Consider the following 17,271-nt stretch of genomic DNA (forward strand, 5'->3'; position numbering starts at 1 on the left):
GGACTATACCTGTCGGCGTCTGCCCCAGCCGTTTGGCACCGGCTGCGGGCTCCGGGGGGAGCGGAGGGCGACGGTGGGGAGGCGTAAGCGCATCAACTGCCGGGTATTCCAGCCGTTCCGCTGCACCCTGCACGAACCCAGCTTCAATATGACCGCGGTGGCGGGGCCCTTCGCCTTCAGGCGTTGACGTTCGGGCAACCGGCACACCGCCTGAGTCCTGGAGAAGGCGAGGACTTGAGCATGGGATCCACCTCCGCCCACAACCCTGACGGTTTCGGCCGTCGCGATCTGATCAAGCGTTCCGCGGCAATCGGCCTGATCTCCGTCCCGACGATGAGCTTCCTGTCCGCGTGTGCCAGCAGCGACAGCGGCGGTGACAACAAGGTCGAAAAGGGCAAGAAGAGCGACACGAACCCGCTGGGCGTCAACGAGACGGCGCTTCTCGAGGTCGTCATCTTCGACGGCGGCTTCGGCGAGCAGTACGCCAAGGACGCCGAGAAGGAGTACAACAAGGCCTTCCCTAAGGCCCCGAAGGTCAAGCACTCGGCCACGCAGAAGATCCAGTCCGTCCTGCAGCCGCGCTTCAACGGCGGCACCCCGCCGGACCTCATCGACAACTCCGGCGCCGAGCAGATGGATATGGGCGTCCTCGTCGGCAAGGACCAGCTGACCGACCTCACCCCGCTGCTGGACGCCCCGTCCATCGACGACCCGAGCAAGAAGGTGCGCGACACGCTGCGGCCGGGCGTGGCCGAGATGGGCCAGTTCGACGGCAAACCGGTCTGGATCCTCTACTACGCCTACACCGTGTACGGCGTGTGGTACTCGCAGACCGCGCTCGACAAGCTCGACGCGGAGTACCCGGAGACCTGGGACGACATGCTCGCGGTCTGCGCGAAGGCAAAGAAAAAGGGCATTGCGGGCTGGACATACGCGGGCAAACACCCGTACTACATCCCCTTCAGCCTCTACCCCTTCATCGGCAAGATCGGCGGCCGTGAGGTCCTCGACGCGATCGACAACCTCGAGCCCAACGCCTGGAAGCACCCGGCGGTCAAGGCGGCCTTCGAGGCGTACTACGAGCTCTACAAGAAGGGCTACATCCTCAAGGGCACCCCAGGCCTGGACCACATCGAGTCCCAGACCGCATGGAACGAGGGCAAGGCGCTCTTCATCCCCAACGGCTCCTGGGTGGAGAACGAGGCGAGCAAGACCACCCCGAAGGACTTCGAGATGCGGGTCGCGGCCCCGTCCAGCCTGGACAGCTCGGACAAGATGCCCTTCGGCACGCTGTGGGCCTCCGGCGGCGAGCCGTTCATCGTCCCCGCCAAGGCGAAGAATCCCGACGGCGCCATGGAGCAGCTGCGCATCATGCTCAGCGAGGCGCAGTCGAAGAACTTCACCAAGCTGGTCTCGTCGCTGACGTCGTTCAACGGCGGCACCGACGGGCTGACCCTGCCGCCCGGCCTCACCTCCGCGACCGCCGCCCTGGACAAGGCGGGGGAGAACATCCTCAACCCCCGCCTCCAGGACTGGTACGTGGCCCTGCAGAAGGAGAAGATCGGTGTCGCGGGCCTCGGCGAGCTGATGGCCGGCCGCCTCACTCCCGCCGAGGCGATCAAGAAGATTCAGGGCTTCGCCGACGAGGCGGCCAAGGACGACTCGATCAAGCACTACAAGCACCATTGAATGCTCCCCTCCCTGAAGGGGAGGGGATTCCTGGCTCACGCTGCTCGGTTGCCAAGCTGACGATCGAGTCTTATGCGATCGGCACCAGCCGGGTTCAGACCAGCCCGGACCAGCACCACGCGGGCGGAGTTCTTGTCCCTGGGGGACACAGCTCCGCACGCGGTGCAGGTGTAGGTACGTTCGGAAAGAGGTAGTGCGTGCTTGGCTCTCGCTCCGCACTGTGCGCAATCCATGGTGGTGTGCGCAGGGGGCACCAGGCGGACATCGCGCCCGTGCTTGCGGCCCATCTCCACCAGAGCCGCCTTGGTCGCGCCAATGGCGGCGTCCGCGGCCTTGCGCGCCATCGACGTCTTAGCGAGGAACTTGGGCCGGAAGTCTTCGACCGCCACCGCATCATGGTCGCGGACGACGCGCTTGGCCCACTTGCGGCCGCTGTCCTGTCGTTGCTTAGCGATCTTCCTGTGCAGCTTCGCGGCCTGCTGCTGCGCCCGTCGGTAGCCCTTGGATTGGGCATTGCCCCTGGGGCGTTCGCGGCGGGACATCATCCGCTGGTAGTACGCCAGCCGCTTGGCGGCCTTCCGCCCGTGCTCGGCATGGGGAAGATCGTGGTCGTTGCTGGTAGTGGTCGCGGTCTCCTTCACGCCCCAGTCGATGCCGATCACCGCGCCGGTTTCGGGCAGGGGCTCGGTCTGGGTGGGGACGACGAACGAGCAGTACCAGTGGCCGAGGTTGTCCCGGTACACCCGTACCGAGCTGGGATCGGTGGGCAGGTCCCGCGACCAGACGACTGTCAGTACGATTCCGCCCGCCAGGTGCAGGCGACCGGCCTTGAGGCGGAACCCGCGCCGGGTGTAGTTCAGCGTCGGGTCCGCCTTGTCCTTCTTCTTCCACTTGGGCATGCCGGCCCGCTGCCGGATCGGCAGGCGATCCCGGATGTCCTTGAGGGCCTTGGTGCGCGACGTGCTGAAGTCCCGGATGATCTGCTGCTGAGGAACCGACGAGCCTTCGCGCAGCCAGGGCGTGATCCGCCGGGCCTTGGTCAGCATCTTGTCCAGCGTCGCAGGGCCACACTTCTCCCCCTTGCGGTGGGCCTTCTTCGAACGGGCCACGCACTCGTTCCAGACCCAACGGCACCGCCCCCACTCCGCCATCAACTTGGCCTGGGCGGTGGACGACACACGAAGCCGGTATGTGTACCGAGCGTGCATGGCGTGCTCGGCCAGCTGCGGTGTCGTCATGATGACCAACCTAGCTGCGAGGTACGGTAGTTGAGAGCTCTCACACGATGTGGCCCGCTTTATCACGACGGCGGGCGTACGCTGAATCGCCCTGGTAGCGACTCAGCTTCCCCTGCCCTGCTCCGCAGGAGTCCGAATTCTCACCCGCAAGCGCGAGGTACCCCACCCCGGCTTGGAGGTCCAGGGCATCCTCGGAAGTACCCGGTGAGCGCACGTCAGCACCAGCGGCGGCACCCGCAGGAAGATCGGGGTCGGTAACCATGCAGCACGGTAAGTACCGGTTCATCGTGGGATTCCTGGCGGCTCCTATGGCGATATATGTGCTTTTCGTCATATGGCCGTTCGTCCAGTCCATCTACTACTCGTTCACGGACTGGACGGGGCTGAGCCCGGAATTCGAGATGGTGGGCTTCGGCAACTTCGAGCGGATGCTGGACGACGACGTCTTCTGGAAGTCGTTGCAACACAGCGTGACATTCGTCCTGTTGCTGCCGCTGGTGACGCTCAGCCTCGCGCTGTTCTTCGCGTTCATGATCAACGTCGGCGGGCGGCGCCGCAAAGGCGCCGCCATCGCCGGCGTGCGCGGCTCGTCCTTCTACAAAATCGTGTACTTCTTCCCGCAGGTGCTCTCGATCGCGATCGTCGCCCTGCTCTTCCGGTTCGCGTACAACCCCAACAGCGGCGCGCTCAACTCGGCGCTGGAGGCGGTGGGGCTCGGCAGCGTCCAGCCGGACTGGCTCGGAGACCCCGACCTCGCCCTCTGGTGTGTGATGGCGGTCCTGGTCTGGTGCACCGTCGGATTCTTCGTGGTGCTCTTCTCCGCCGGAATGTCCTCCATTCCCAAGGACTTCTACGAGGCGGCACTGCTGGACGGCGCGAGCCGCGTCACGACGTTCTTCAGGGTCACCCTGCCGCTGCTCTGGGACACCGTGCAGTCGGGCTGGGTCTATATGGGAATTCTGGCGCTCGGCGCCGAGTCCTTCGCGATCGTGCAGATCATGACCGTGGGCCCCAACGGCGGCGGTCCCGACTACTCCACGACGGTTCTGCCGCTGTATGTGTACGTCAAGGCATTCCGTGACGGCCAGGCGGCCTATGCAACGACCATCGGTGTGGCCCTGCTCGTCATCACGCTGGCTTTCGCGGCCCTCGTGATGCGACTGGGCCGGCGCGAGCGGCTGGAGTACTGATGAAGGCCACCGACACTCCTCCCGCGGACGTCAGCGGCGAGCACTCGCCGGTGGACACGACCAAGCCGGCTCCGGCCGGCCCGGGGGAGAAGGGCCGCGAGGGGACGGTCCTGAACGTCTTCTCGCACGGGATGCTGGTTCTCTGGGCCTTCATGGTCGCCATGCCCCTGCTGTGGGCCGTGATGACGTCCTTCAAAACGGACCGGGAGATCTTCACTTCACCGTGGAGCCTGCCTTCCTCGCTGCAATTCGGAAACTGGTCGCGAGCCTGGTCCCAGGCGCACATGAGCGACTACTTCCTCAACACCATTCTGGTGGTGGGCGGCTCGTTGATCGGCACGATGGTGCTCGGCTCGATGGCCGCCTACGTGCTGGCGCGCTTCGAATTCCCCGGGAATCGCTTCATCTACTTCCTCTTCATCGGCGGGATGAGCTTCCCGATCATTCTGGCGCTGGTCCCGTTGTTCTACGTCATGAACAACATGGGCCTGCTGAACACGCTGCACGGCCTCGTCCTGGTCTACATCGCGTATTCGCTGCCGTTCACGGTGTTCTTTATGACCGCCTTCTTCCGGACCCTGCCGACATCGGTGGCCGAGGCGGCGTTCATGGACGGCGCCTCGCACACCCGTACCTTCTTCCAGGTGATGCTGCCGATGGCCAAGCCCGGCCTGATCAGCGTCGGGATCTTCAATTTCCTCGGTCAGTGGAACCAGTACATGCTGCCGACGGTGCTCAATACGGACCCGGACAAAAAGGTCCTCCAGCAGGGTCTGGTCCAGCTCGCGGTCAGCCAGGGTTACAAGGGCGACTGGTCGGGGCTCTTCGCCGGCCTGGTGATGGCGATGCTGCCGGTCCTGGCGGCGTACATCATCTTCCAGCGCCAGGTGGTCGCGGGCCTGACGGCCGGCGCCCTGAAGTAAGCGCGTGCACGACAACTCGTACGGGCCGGCGTCCGGGGCCCGTACGAGTTTCTACGTGTGATGGCGCTCATTCGATGCCTCCGCCGCTCAAGGTCTTGACGGGAGACAACCTGGAGGGCTCATCTTAGAGTTCACATGTTGTACACGACGGGGTCCCCAGCGTCGCGGCCCCGTCCTGCCCCCAGCTGGGAGTGATCAGACCGTGGTGGAGACTCCGGGATCGCAGTCGTCGCTGCACCGGGCCAATCTGGAGCGGGTCGTCCGCGCGGTGCGGCTGGCCGGTTCGCTCACTCAGGCGGAGATCGCCCGGAGCACCGGGCTGTCCGCCGCCACGGTCTCCAATATCGTCCGCGAGCTCAAGGACGGTGGAACGGTCCAGGTCACGCCCACATCGGCGGGCGGCAGGCGGGCGCGCAGCGTCTCCCTCAGCGGGGACGCCGGAATCGTCGTCGGCGTGGATTTCGGCCATACCCACCTGAGGGTCGCGGTCGGGAACCTGGCCCACCAAGTGCTCGCCGAGGAGGCCGAGCCGCTGGACGTGGACGCCTCGGCGGCGCAGGGTTTCGACCGCGCGGAGAGCCTGGTCAGCCGGCTGATCGCGGCGACCGGCATCAGCCAGGGCAAGGTCATCGGCATCGGGCTCGGCGTACCGGGCCCGATCGACGTCGAGTCCGGCACCCTCGGCTCCAGCGCGATCCTGCCCGGCTGGGCCGGCACCAACCCGCGCGAGGAGCTGACGGGCCGGCTCGGCGTGCCGGTGCACGTCGACAACGACGCCAACCTGGGCGCCCTCGGCGAGCTGGTCTGGGGGAGTGGCCGGGGGGTGAAGGACCTCGCGTACATCAAGGTCGCCAGCGGTGTCGGCGCCGGTCTGGTGATCAACGGGCAGATCTACCGGGGCCCCGGCGGCACGGCCGGGGAGATCGGACACATCACGCTCGACGAGTCGGGACCGGTGTGCCGCTGCGGCAACCGCGGCTGCCTGGAGACCTTCACGGCGGCCCGCTACGTCCTCGGGCTGCTGCGCTCCAGCCACGGGCCGGATCTGACCGTGGAGCGCATGGTGCAGCTCGCGCGGGAGGGCGATCCGGGCTGCCGCCGGGTCGTCGGCGACGTGGGCCGCCACATCGGCAGCGGGGTCGCCAATCTGTGCAACCTCCTCAACCCCAGCCGGGTGGTGCTCGGCGGGGATCTCGCGGAGGCCGGAGAGCTGGTGCTCGCGCCCATCCGGGAGTCGGTCGCGCGTTACGCGATCCCCAGCGCGGCACGGCAGTTGTCCATCGTTCCAGGGGCTCTCGGCGGCCGTGCCGAAGTGCTCGGCGCGCTCGCACTCGTGCTCAATGAAATGGGCGATTCATCCCTTTTGGATGGATCCCCGTCGGCGCAGGCACCCGCCTTCACTTAGATAACGAATGGCACCGTTGCCATCTCGTTAAGGATTTACTTCTTGACGCTCAGCTGGCGGCCGAGTTGACTTCCAGCCACCTCGGCCGCAACGACGCGGCCTCGTCAGGGAGGTTCCTAGATGAACGCAACGATGCGTCGCGTTGTGATCGGTACGGCCGCGGTCTCCATGGCCCTGTCCATGGCCGCGTGTGGCAAGGCCGGCAGCGACAGTGGCGACAGCGACAACAAGACGATCGGTCTTCTCCTGCCGGAGAACAAGACGACCCGGTACGAGACCTTCGACCGGCCGATCATGGAGAAGAAGATCAAGTCGCTCTGCAAGGACTGCGACGTCGCGTACAACAACGCCAACCAGGACACCGAGACCCAGAAGAAGCAGTTCGACGCCCTGATCACCAAGGGTGTCAAGGTCATCATCCTGGACGCGGTGGACGCCACCGCGACGAAGTCGTGGGTCGACTCGGCCGCCAAGAAGGGCGTCAAGGTCGTGGCGTACGACCGCCTGGCCGAGGGTGACATCTCCGCCTACGTCTCCTACGACAACGAGAAGATCGGCCGGCTCCAGGGCGAGGGCGTGCTCAAGGCGCTCGGCGACAAGGCCGCCGACAGCCGCGTCGTGATGATCAACGGCTCGCCGACCGACCCCAACGCCGGCCTCTTCAAGTCCGGTGCGCACAAGGTCCTCGACGGCAAGGTCAAGAAGGTCGTCTACGAGCAGGACATCCCGGACTGGTCGCCGGACGAGGCCAACAAGAAGATGGCCGCAGCGATCACCTCCCTCGGCAAGACCGGCTTCGACGCCGTCTACTCCGCCAACGACGGCATGGCGGGCGGCATCATCACCGCCCTGAAGTCGGCCGGTGTCAAGGACGTTCCGGTCGGCGGCCAGGACGCCGAACTCGCCGGTCTGCAGCGGATCCTCTCGGGCTCCCAGACCTTCACGATCTACAAGGGCATCAAGCCGGAGGCCGAGACCACGGCGGAGATCGCGGTCAAGCTCCTCAACGGTGAGGACATCGCCTCGATCACCCCGGAGAAGGTCGACAGCAAGAGCAAGAAGGCCATCCCGGCCCGGCTCTACGACGCGCAGATCGTGACCTCGGACAACATCAACGACACGATCATCAAGGACCAGGTCTACACGGCGGAGAAGATCTGCACGGCCGACTTCGCCAAGGCATGCAAGGAAGCCGGCATCCAGTAGCCGGTGCCCGTACGTCCACTGGCTGTTGGCCCCTGGCCGTAAGCCGACTGGCCGTACGGCGGCAAGCCCGTCCGGCACCCGCCCCGCCTCCACCCCCGCCGGTGGGGCGGGTGCCGGACAATCCCCGTAGCCCTCTTGCTCTCGCTCCCCCATAGCCTGAACGGCATGGGGGTACCCCCTCCGCCCCGCGCATTCTCAACTGCGCGGAACCCCCCGCCGGTGAGGCGGCGAAGGAGATGATTCACGTGTCCGCTACGCCCGTGCTGGCGTTGCGCGGGGTCTCCAAGCGGTTCGGCGCCGTCCAGGCGCTCACCGATGTCGACCTGGAGATCCACACCGGCGAGGTGGTCGCCCTCGTCGGCGACAACGGCGCCGGAAAGTCCACCCTCGTCAAGACGATCGCGGGCGTGCACCCGATCGACGAGGGGGCCATCGAGTGGCAAGGCCGGCCGGTGGCCATCAACCGGCCCCACGACGCCCAGGACCTGGGCGTCGCCACCGTGTACCAGGACCTGGCCCTCTGCGACAACCTCGACGTCGTCGCCAACCTCTTCCTCGGCAACGAGGTGCGCCGCGCGAGCGTCATCGACGAGGTCGCGATGGAGAAGCGCGCCAAGGAGCTGCTCGACACCCTGGCGATCCGCATCCCCAGCGTGCGCATCCCGATCGCGTCCCTCTCCGGCGGTCAGCGCCAGGTCGTCGCGATCGCCCGTGCCCTGATCGGCGAGCCCAAGGTCGTCATCCTCGACGAGCCGACCGCCGCCCTCGGTGTCGAGCAGACCGCGCAGGTCCTCGACCTGGTCGAGCGGCTGCGCGAGCGCGGCCTCGGCGTCATCCTCATCAGCCACAACATGGCCGATGTGAAGGCGGTCGCGGACCGGGTCGCGGTGCTGCGCCTCGGCCGCAACAACGGTGTCTTCCCCGTCAGGGACACCTCCCACGAAGAGATCATCGCCGCCATCACCGGCGCCACGGACAACGCCGTGACCCGCCGTCAGGCGCGCACCGCGGAGGCAGCACAGTGAGCGATACGAAGACCCCGCAGGTGATCGACGACAGCGCGGCCCCGATCCCCGCTGTCGACCCGCGTCTCCTCGTCCGCGAGCAGGGCCTCAAGGGCTACCTGACCGAGTTCAAGCGCAAGGTGCGCGGCGGTGAGCTCGGCTCGATCCCCGTCGTCCTCGGCCTGATCGTCATCGGCGTCATCTTCCAGTCGCTGGACGAGAGTTTCCTGTCCGCCGACAGCCTCAGCAACATCAGCATCTATGTCGCGGGCCAGGGCATCATGGCCGTCGGCATCGTCTTCGTGCTGCTGCTGGGCGAGATCGACCTGTCCGTGGGTTCGGTGGCCGGTGTCGGCGCCGCCATCTGGGCGGTGCTCAGCGTCACCCACCACATGGGCGACAGCCTCGCGGTGCTGATCGCCATCGCCGCAGGCGCGGTCATCGGCGGCATCCACGGCTTCTTCTTCGCCAAGGTCGGCGTGCCCGCCTTCGTCGTCACGCTGGCCGGATTCCTCGGCTGGAGCGGTCTGCAGATCTGGCTGATGGGCCAGGAAGGCAGCATCAACACGCCGAGCGGCAGCATCGTCGACCAGCTGACGAACTACTACTTCGAGGACGTCGCCGCCGCGTACGGCCTGGCTCTCGTCGCGTGCGTCGCGTATCTCGGCTCGATGATGCTCGACAGCAGCCGCCGGCGGTCCGCCGGGCTGCCGGGCCGCCCGCTCAGCGAGATCGTGCTGCGTACGGTCGTCGTCGCGGCCCTCGCCTTCGTCGCGGCGTACGAGCTGAACCAGTCGCGCGGTCTCCCGCTGGCGCTGGTGATCTTCCTGGTGGTGCTGGTCTTCTGCGACTTCGTGGTCCGCCGCACAACCTACGGCCGGCAGATCTTCGCGGTCGGCGGCAACGCCGAGGCCGCTCGCCGCGCCGGTATCAACGTGGAGAAGGTGCGCATCACCGTCTTCGTGATCGCGGGTCTCCTGGCGGTCGTCGGCGGCCTGTTCATTGCCAGCCTGTCCGGCGGCGCGACCAAGAGCCTGGGCGCGGGCAACACGCTCATGAACGTGATCGCGGCGGCCGTCATCGGCGGCACCAGCCTCTTCGGCGGACGCGGCAAGATCTGGTCCGCGCTGCTCGGCATGCTGGTCATCCAGTCGATCCAGCAGGGCCTGAACCTGCTCGGCATGGCCAGCGAGATCCAGTTCATGATCACCGGCGCGGTGCTGCTCGCCGCGGTCGTGATCGACTCGGTCTCCCGCAGGACCCAGAAGTCGGCCGGCCGCACCTGACGACCCGGCCGCTTCACGCGCGCGTGTGCCCGGCATCCCCGTGGTGCCGGGCACACGCGCGTCCTGGTCCATCCGCGTGACGTAGATCGCACCGCCCGTGCCATGCCGCCACGGGCGGAACATTAGACTCGACGGACCGGCAGAGCACGACAGGCACAGCTCGACTGCAAGGAGGCACGGGTGGAGTTGCTGACCCGCATCACGGGACCGCGCGATCTGGACCGGCTCGGCCCGGAGCAGCTGAACCGGCTGGCCGCGGAGATCCGCGCCTTCCTGGTCGAAGCGGTCTCCAAGACGGGCGGTCACCTCGGACCCAACCTGGGCGTCGTCGAACTGACCATCGCGCTGCACCGCGTCTTCGACTCCCCGAAGGACAAGGTGCTCTTCGACACCGGGCACCAGAGCTACGTCCACAAACTGCTCACCGGCCGTCGGGACTTCTCCAGGCTCCGGGCCAAGGGCGGCCTCTCCGGCTACCCCTCCCGCGCCGAGTCCGAGCACGACGTCATCGAGAACAGCCACGCCTCGACCGTCCTCGGCTGGGCCGACGGCCTCGCCAAGGCCAACCAGGTGCTGGAGAAGGACGACCATGTCGTCGCGGTCATCGGCGACGGGGCCCTCACCGGCGGCATGGCCTGGGAGGCGCTGAACAACATCGCCGACGCCAAGGACCGCCCGCTCGTCATCGTGGTCAACGACAACGAGCGCTCCTACGCGCCCACCATCGGCGGCCTGGCCAACCACCTCGCGACCCTCCGTACCACCGACGGCTACGAGCGCTTCCTGGCCCGCGGCAAGGACATCCTCGAGCGGACCCCGGTCGTCGGCAGGCCGCTGTACGAGACTCTGCACGGCGCCAAGAAGGGCCTGAAGGACTTCATCGCCCCGCAGGGCATGTTCGAGGATCTCGGCCTGAAGTATGTCGGCCCCATCGACGGCCATGACATCGAGGCCCTGGAGTCGGCGCTGCAGCGCGCCAAGCGCTTCGGCGGCCCGGTCATCGTCCACTGCCTGACGGAGAAGGGCCGCGGCTACCAGCCCGCCGCCCAGGACGAGGCCGACCGCTTCCACGCCGTGCCCGTCATCCACCCCGACACCGGCCTCCCGGTCGCGGCCTCAGGCGCCGACTGGACCTCGGTGTTCGGCGAGGAGATGGTCAAACTCGGCAAGGAGCGCGCGGACATCGTCGCCATCACCGCGGCCATGCTGCAGCCCGTCGGCCTGCAGAAGTTCGCGAAGGCCTTCCCCGAGCGCGTATACGACGTGGGTATCGCGGAGCAGCACGCGGCGGTTTCGGCCGCGGGCCTGGCCACCGGAGGTCTGCACCCGGTCGTCGCCGTCTACGCGACCTTCCTCAACCGCGCCTTCGACCAGGTCCTGATGGATGTGGCCCTGCACAGGTGCGGGGTCACCTTCGTCCTGGACCGGGCCGGGATCACCGGCACCGACGGCGCCTCCCACAACGGCATGTGGGACATGTCGATCCTTCAGGTCGTGCCCGGGCTGCGGATCGCTGCGCCGCGCGACGCCGACCAGCTCCGCGCCCAGCTGCGCGAGGCCGTCGAGGTCGACGACGCCCCGACCGTCGTCCGCTACTCCAAGGGCGCCGTCGGACCCGCCGTCCAGGCGCTGGGCCGGATCGGCGGCATGGATGTGCTCCGCAAGCCGTCCGAGGACACGGCCCGTCCGGATGTCCTGCTGGTCTCCGTCGGCGCGCTGGCCCCCATGTGCCTGGAGATCGCCGATCTGCTCGACAAGCAGGGCATTTCCACCACCGTCGTCGACCCGCGCTGGGTCAAGCCGGTCGACGAGCAGCTGCCCGCGCTCGCCGAGCAGCACCGGGTCGTCGTCACCGTCGAGGACAACGGCCGTGCCGGAGGCGTCGGATCCGCGGTCGCCCAGGCGCTGCGCGACGCCGGTGTGGACGTGCCGCTGCGCGACTTCGGCATCCCGCCGCGCTTCCTCGACCACGCCTCCCGCAAGGAGGTCATGGCCGATATCGGGCTGACGGCGCCGGACATCGCCCGCCAGGTTACTGGCCTGGTCGCCAAGCTCGACGGGCGGTACGAGGACGAGCCGACCGGAGACGAACCCGCCGAGGCCGCTCGCGACTGACGATGTCCGCAGCATCCCCTGGGCCGGTCGGAAACCCGTACGGGTACGCCGACCGGCCCAGCGCGCTGTACCGCTCACCACCCCATCGGGTGATTCCCGTAGTCCCCGACGGTGTACTCCCTCCCCTGCCCCACGGGTACGAGAAGCATGGCCCGGACGAGTGCGCGCGTGGAGGTGCGACGGTGAGCATGCAGGAACCGAAAAGCCGCAGCGCCGGAAGCTACTTCCGGACCAAGTCGGTGGAGCAGTCCATCCTCGACACGGAGGAGCCGGAACACGGGCTGCGCAAAACGCTGTCCGCCTTCGACCTCACGGTCTTCGGCGTCGGCGCGATTATCGGCACCGGCATCTTCGTCCTGACGGGAGCGGTCGCCAGGAACACGGCGGGCCCCGCGACGGCCCTCGCCTTCGTCGCCGCCGGCGTGGTGTGCGGCCTGGCGGCCATCTGTTACGCCGAATTCGCCTCGACGGTGCCGGTGGCCGGATCCGCGTACACCTTCTCGTACGCCACGCTCGGCGAGCTGACCGCCTGGACCATCGGCTGGGACCTGATTCTCGAGTTTGCGCTCGGCACCGCCGTGGTCGCCGTCGGCTGGTCCGGATATGTGCGTTCGCTGATGGACAACGTCGGTTGGCATCTGCCGGATGAGTGGTCGGGCCCCGACGTGGCGGAGGGCTTCGGGTTCGACCTTCTGGCCTTCCTGCTGGTGCTCCTGCTGACGGCGATCCTGACCATCGGTGTGAAGCTGTCGGCGCGCCTCACGGCGATTGTGGTCGCGATCAAGGTGACCGTGGTGCTGATCGTCATCATCGCGGGGTCCTTCTTCATCGTCGTCGACAACTGGGACCCCTTCATCCCCGAGGCGACGCCATCAGCCGAGGTGTCCGGTCTCAACGCGCCGCTCGTTCAGCTCATGTTCGGCTACGAGCCCTCGTCCTTCGGAGTCCAGGGCATCTTCACGGCCGCCGCCGTGGTCTTCTTCGCCTTCATCGGCTTCGACATCGTCGCGACGACCGCCGAGGAGACCAGGAATCCGCAGCGCGACATGCCACGCGGCATCCTCGGCTCGCTCTTCATCTGCACGCTCCTCTACGTCGCCGTGTCGATCGTGGTCACCGGCATGCAGCGCTACGACCAGCTGAGCGTGGACGCTCCGCTGGCCGATGCCTTCAAGGACACCGGTCACCCGTGGTACGCGGGCGCCATCAGCTTCGGCGCCGCGGTCGGTCTCACCACGGTGTGCATGATTCTGCTGCTCGGCCAGACCCGGGTGTTCTTCGCGATGAGCCGCGATGGGCTCCTCCCCAGGTTCTTCTCCAGGACGCACCCGCACTACGCCACGCCGTACCGCTCGACGATCCTGCTCGGCGTGATCATCGCCATCATCGCGGGATTCACCAGCATCACCGAGCTGGCGACGCTGGTGAACATCGGCACGCTCTTCGCCTTCCTCCTCGTGGCGATCGGCGTGATCGTCCTGCGCCGGACCCGTCCCGATCTGCCCCGTGGATTCCGTACGCCCTGGGTACCACTGCTGCCGATCGCCTCGGTGTGCGCCTCGCTGTGGCTGATGATCAACCTCCCGGCCGAGACCTGGGTGCGGTTCGGCGGATGGATGATCGCCGGTTTCGTCATCTACTTCCTCTACAGCCGGTCGCACAGCCGGATGCACCCGCCGAACCTGTAGCGCTGCAGCGCGCGCCCGGAGGGAGGCCACCGGGAAACGCGACGGCGCCCGCCCGCGGAGTCGAACCGCGGGCGGGCGCCGCCCGTTGTACGGGGCGCGGGCTACGCCGGGACCTACGCCGGGACGCTGGCGACGCCCTGTTCCAGGAACCTCTTGCCGTTCACCCGCTCCGAGACGCCTTCGCGGTCCAGGTACGGCGTGATGCCGCCCAGGTGGAAGGGCCAGCCGGCGCCGGTGATCAGGCACAGGTCGATGTCCTGGGCTTCGGCGACGACACCCTCGTCCAGCATGAGGCCGATCTCCTGGGCGACGGCCTCCAGCACGCGGGCGCGCACCTGCTCCTCGGTGAGGACGGTGTCGCCCTGGACCAGCAGCGCGGCGACCTCCGGGTCCAGCTCCGGCTTTCCGGAGTCGTAGACGTAGAAGCCGCGCTTGCCGGCCTTGACCACGGCGGCCAGGTTCTTGGAGACGGTGAACCGGTCCGGGAACGCGCCGTGCAGGGTCTCCGACACGTGCAGGCCGATGGCCGGGCCGACCAGCTCCAGCAGCACCAGCGGGGACATCGGCAGGCCGAGCGGCTCGACGGCCTTCTCCGCGACAGCGACCGGGGTGCCCTCGTCGATGACGTTCTGGATCTCGCCCATGAAGCGGGTGAGGATCCGGTTGACCACGAAGGCCGGGGCGTCCTTGCAGAGGACCGCGGTCTTCTTCAGCTTCTTCGCGACCCCGAAGGCCGTGGCCAGCGAGGCGTCGTCGGTCTTCTCGCCCCGGACGATCTCCAGCAGGGGCAGGACCGCCACCGGGTTGAAGAAGTGGAAGCCGACGACCCGCTCGGGGTGCTTGAGCTTCGAGGCCATCTCGGTGACCGACAGCGAGGAGGTGTTGGTGGCGAGGATGGCGTGCTCCGGCACGACCGCCTCGACCTCGGCGAACACCTTCTGCTTGACGCCCATCTCCTCGAAGACGGCCTCGATGACGAAGTCCGCGTCGCCGAAGCCCGCGGCCTTGTCGAGCGTGCCGGTCACCAGCGCCTTGAGACGGTTGGCCTTGTCCTGGCTGACGCGGCCCTTGAGCAGCAGCTTGTCGATCTCCTCGTGGACGTACCCGACGCCCTTGTCGACGCGCTCCTGGTCGATGTCGGTCAGCACGACCGGCACCTCGAGGCGGCGCGCGAAGAGCAGGGCCAGCTGAGAGGCCATCAGACCGGCGCCGACGACGCCGACCTTGGTGACCGGCCGGGCCAGGTTCTTGTCCGGCGCGCCGGCCGGGCGCTTGCCGCGCTTCTGCACGAGGTTGAAGGCGTAGATGCCGCTGCGCAGCTCGCCGCCCATGATGAGGTCGGCGAGGGCCTGGTCCTCGGCGTCGAAGCCCTGGCGCAGGTCGCCGTTCTTGGCGGCCGCGATGATGTCCAGCGCGCGGTAGGCGGCCGGGGCGGCGCCGTGCACCTTGCCGTCGGCGATGAGCCGGCCGCGCTCGACGGCCTGGTCCCAGGCCTCGCCGCGGTCGACCTCGGGGCGTACGACCTCGACGTCGCCCTTGAGGACCGAAGCGGTCCAGATCAGGGACTGCTCCAGGAAGTCCGCGCCCTCGAAGATGGCGTCGGCGATCCCCAGCTCGTGGACCTGCTTGCCCTTGAGCTGCTTGTTCTGGTTGAGCGAGTTCTCGATGATGACCGAGACCGCGCGGTCGGCGCCGATGAGGTTCGGCAGGATCGTGCAGCCGCCCCAGCCCGGGACGAGGCCGAGGAAGACCTCGGGCAGCGAGAAGGCCGGGAGCGCCTTGGACACGGTGCGGTAGCTGCAGTGCAGGCCGACCTCGACACCGCCGCCCATCGCCGCGCCGTTGTAGTACGCGAAGGTGGGCACGGCGAGCGTGGACAGGCGCTTGAAGACGTCGTGGCCGCCCTTGCCGATGGCGAGCGCGTCCTCGTGGCGCTTCAGCAGCTCGACGCCCTTGAGGTCGGCGCCGACCGCGAAGATGAACGGCTTGCCGGTGATGCCGACACCGACGATGTCGCCGCCCGCGGCCTCCTTCTCGACCTGGTCGATCGCCGTGTTGAGGTTGGCGAGCGACTGCGGGCCGAAGGTGGTCGGCTTGGTGTGGTCCAGGCCGTTGTCCAGCGTGATGAGCGCGAAGCGCCCAGCACCCTGCGGGAGGTCGAGGTGGCGTACGTGCGCCTGCGTCACGACCTCGTCGGGGAAGAGCTCTGCGGCGCCCTTCAACAGCTCGGCGGTGGTGGTCACTTGCCTGCCCCCTCGAAGTGCGGGTTCTCCCAGATCACGGTGCCGCCCATGCCGAAGCCGACGCACATGGTGGTGATGCCGTAGCGGACGTGCGGCTGCTCCTCGAACTGCCGGGCCAGCTGCGTCATCAGCCGGACGCCGGAGGACGCGAGCGGGTGGCCGAACGCGATGGCGCCGCCGTACTGGTTGACGCGCGGGTCGTCGTCGGCGATGCCGTAGTGGTCGAGCAGGGCCAGCACCTGGACGGCGAAGGCCTCGTTGATCTCGAACAGGCCGATGTCGTCGATCGAGAGCCCGGCCTTGGCGAGGGCCTTCTGGGTCGACGGGACCGGGCCGATGCCCATGACCTCGGGCTCGACGCCCGCGAAGGCGTACGACACCAGGCGCATCTTGACCGGCAGGCCGAGCTCCTGGGCCACGTCCTCGGCGGCGATGAGGGAGGCGGTCGCGCCGTCGTTGAGACCGGCCGCGTTGCCCGGGGTGACCCGGCCGTGCGCGCGGAACGGGGTCTTGAGGCCCGCCAGGTTTTCCAGCGTGGTGCCCGGGCGCATCGGCTCGTCCGCGGTGGCCAGGCCCCAACCGGTCTCGCCCGCCTCGGCGTTCGTACGACGCACGGAGATCGGCACCAGGTCCTGCTGGATCTTGCCGTTGGCGTACGCCTTGGCGGCCTTCTCCTGGCTGCGCACCGCGTACTCGTCGGCGCGCTGCTTGGTGATGTGCGGGAAGCGGTCGTGCAGGTTCTCCGCCGTCATGCCCATGAACATGGCGGACTCGTCGACCAGCTTCTCCGACACGAAGCGCGGGTTGGGGTCCACACCCTCGCCCATCGGGTGGCGGCCCATGTGCTCCACACCGCCCGCGACGACCACGTCGTACGCGCCGAAGGCGACGGAGCCGGCGGTGGTCGTGACGGCGGTCATCGCACCGGCGCACATGCGGTCGATGGAGTAGCCGGGGACCGACTGCGGGAGACCGGCGAGGATGCCCGCGGTACGGCCGAGGGTCAGGCCCTGGTCACCGATCTGCGTGGTCGCGGCGATGGCGACCTCGTCGATGCGGGCCGGGTCCAGGTCCGGATTACGGCGCAGCAGCTCGCGGATGCACTTGACGACCAGGTCGTCGGCCCGGGTCTCGTGGTAGATGCCCTTCGGGCCCGCCTTGCCGAACGGGGTGCGGACGCCGTCGACGAAGACGACGTCCCTAGCGGTACGAGGCACTTGGCTCTCCTCCTGATGCTTAAGCGGGGCACGGGGCCGCTCGCCGCGGTGGCCGCTCCGCGGTGCG

General features: G+C 68.0%; 12 protein-coding genes. 9 read left to right on the plus strand and 3 right to left on the minus strand.

Features of this window, described 5'->3' with window-relative positions; all coding sequences use genetic code 11:
* Positions 1–240: 240 nt before the first annotated feature.
* Positions 241–1,689, plus strand: coding sequence for an N-acetylglucosamine/diacetylchitobiose ABC transporter substrate-binding protein (ngcE, locus tag ACTWQC_RS06290; RefSeq protein ID WP_443314531.1), 1,449 nt, complete (start codon positions 241–243; stop codon positions 1,687–1,689).
* A 35-nt stretch (positions 1,690–1,724) separates the two neighbouring features.
* Here the strand turns inward: ngcE and ACTWQC_RS06295 are convergent, their stop codons facing one another.
* On the minus strand, positions 1,725–2,927 hold the full coding sequence (locus tag ACTWQC_RS06295; RefSeq protein WP_443314532.1) for an RNA-guided endonuclease InsQ/TnpB family protein: 1,203 nt from the start codon (positions 2,925–2,927) through the stop codon (positions 1,725–1,727).
* A gap of 260 nt (positions 2,928–3,187) precedes the next feature.
* Between ACTWQC_RS06295 and ACTWQC_RS06300 the strand changes: the two genes are divergently transcribed.
* From ACTWQC_RS06300 to ACTWQC_RS06335, 8 genes are all read left to right on the plus strand, one after another.
* Positions 3,188–4,117 carry a carbohydrate ABC transporter permease gene (locus ACTWQC_RS06300; RefSeq protein ID WP_443314533.1) on the plus strand — a complete coding sequence of 310 codons (930 nt, stop codon included), beginning with the start codon at positions 3,188–3,190 and terminating at the stop codon, positions 4,115–4,117.
* Positions 4,117–5,040: a carbohydrate ABC transporter permease gene (locus ACTWQC_RS06305; RefSeq protein WP_443314534.1), complete on the plus strand. Its 924-nt coding sequence runs from the start codon at positions 4,117–4,119 to the stop codon at positions 5,038–5,040. The genes ACTWQC_RS06300 and ACTWQC_RS06305 overlap by 1 nt, the downstream gene beginning before the upstream one ends.
* A 205-nt stretch (positions 5,041–5,245) precedes the next feature.
* Positions 5,246–6,445: an ROK family transcriptional regulator gene (locus ACTWQC_RS06310; protein ID WP_443314656.1), complete on the plus strand. Its 1,200-nt coding sequence runs from the start codon at positions 5,246–5,248 to the stop codon at positions 6,443–6,445.
* A 120-nt stretch (positions 6,446–6,565) separates the two neighbouring features.
* A complete protein-coding gene (locus ACTWQC_RS06315; protein ID WP_443314535.1) occupies positions 6,566–7,651 on the plus strand; it encodes a substrate-binding domain-containing protein in 1,086 nt (361 codons plus the stop codon).
* Positions 7,652–7,887: 236 nt separating this feature from the next.
* A complete protein-coding gene (locus ACTWQC_RS06320; RefSeq protein ID WP_443314536.1) occupies positions 7,888–8,676 on the plus strand; it encodes an ATP-binding cassette domain-containing protein in 789 nt (262 codons plus the stop codon).
* Positions 8,673–9,941, plus strand: coding sequence for a sugar ABC transporter permease (locus ACTWQC_RS06325; RefSeq protein WP_443314537.1), 1,269 nt, complete (start codon positions 8,673–8,675; stop codon positions 9,939–9,941). The genes ACTWQC_RS06320 and ACTWQC_RS06325 overlap by 4 nt, the downstream gene beginning before the upstream one ends.
* 180 nt (positions 9,942–10,121) lie before the next feature.
* Positions 10,122–12,056: a 1-deoxy-D-xylulose-5-phosphate synthase gene (gene dxs / locus ACTWQC_RS06330; protein ID WP_443314538.1), complete on the plus strand. Its 1,935-nt coding sequence runs from the start codon at positions 10,122–10,124 to the stop codon at positions 12,054–12,056.
* Positions 12,057–12,244: 188 nt separating this feature from the next.
* A complete protein-coding gene (locus ACTWQC_RS06335; RefSeq protein ID WP_443314657.1) occupies positions 12,245–13,744 on the plus strand; it encodes an amino acid permease in 1,500 nt (499 codons plus the stop codon).
* A gap of 113 nt (positions 13,745–13,857) precedes the next feature.
* On the opposite strand, the gene ACTWQC_RS06340 is transcribed toward ACTWQC_RS06335, so the two are convergent.
* A complete protein-coding gene (locus ACTWQC_RS06340; protein ID WP_443314539.1) occupies positions 13,858–15,987 on the minus strand; it encodes a 3-hydroxyacyl-CoA dehydrogenase NAD-binding domain-containing protein in 2,130 nt (709 codons plus the stop codon).
* Positions 15,984–17,204 (minus strand): thiolase family protein, encoded by a 1,221-nt coding sequence (locus ACTWQC_RS06345; RefSeq protein ID WP_443314540.1) that lies wholly within the window; start codon positions 17,202–17,204, stop codon positions 15,984–15,986. Before ACTWQC_RS06345 ends, ACTWQC_RS06340 begins: the two co-directional genes overlap by 4 nt.
* Between the last annotated feature and the right edge of the window lie 67 nt (positions 17,205–17,271).

Origin of the sequence: Streptomyces sp. 8N616, assembly GCF_052246385.1 — a bacterium.
Taxonomy (GTDB): Bacteria; Actinomycetota; Actinomycetes; order Streptomycetales; family Streptomycetaceae; genus Streptomyces.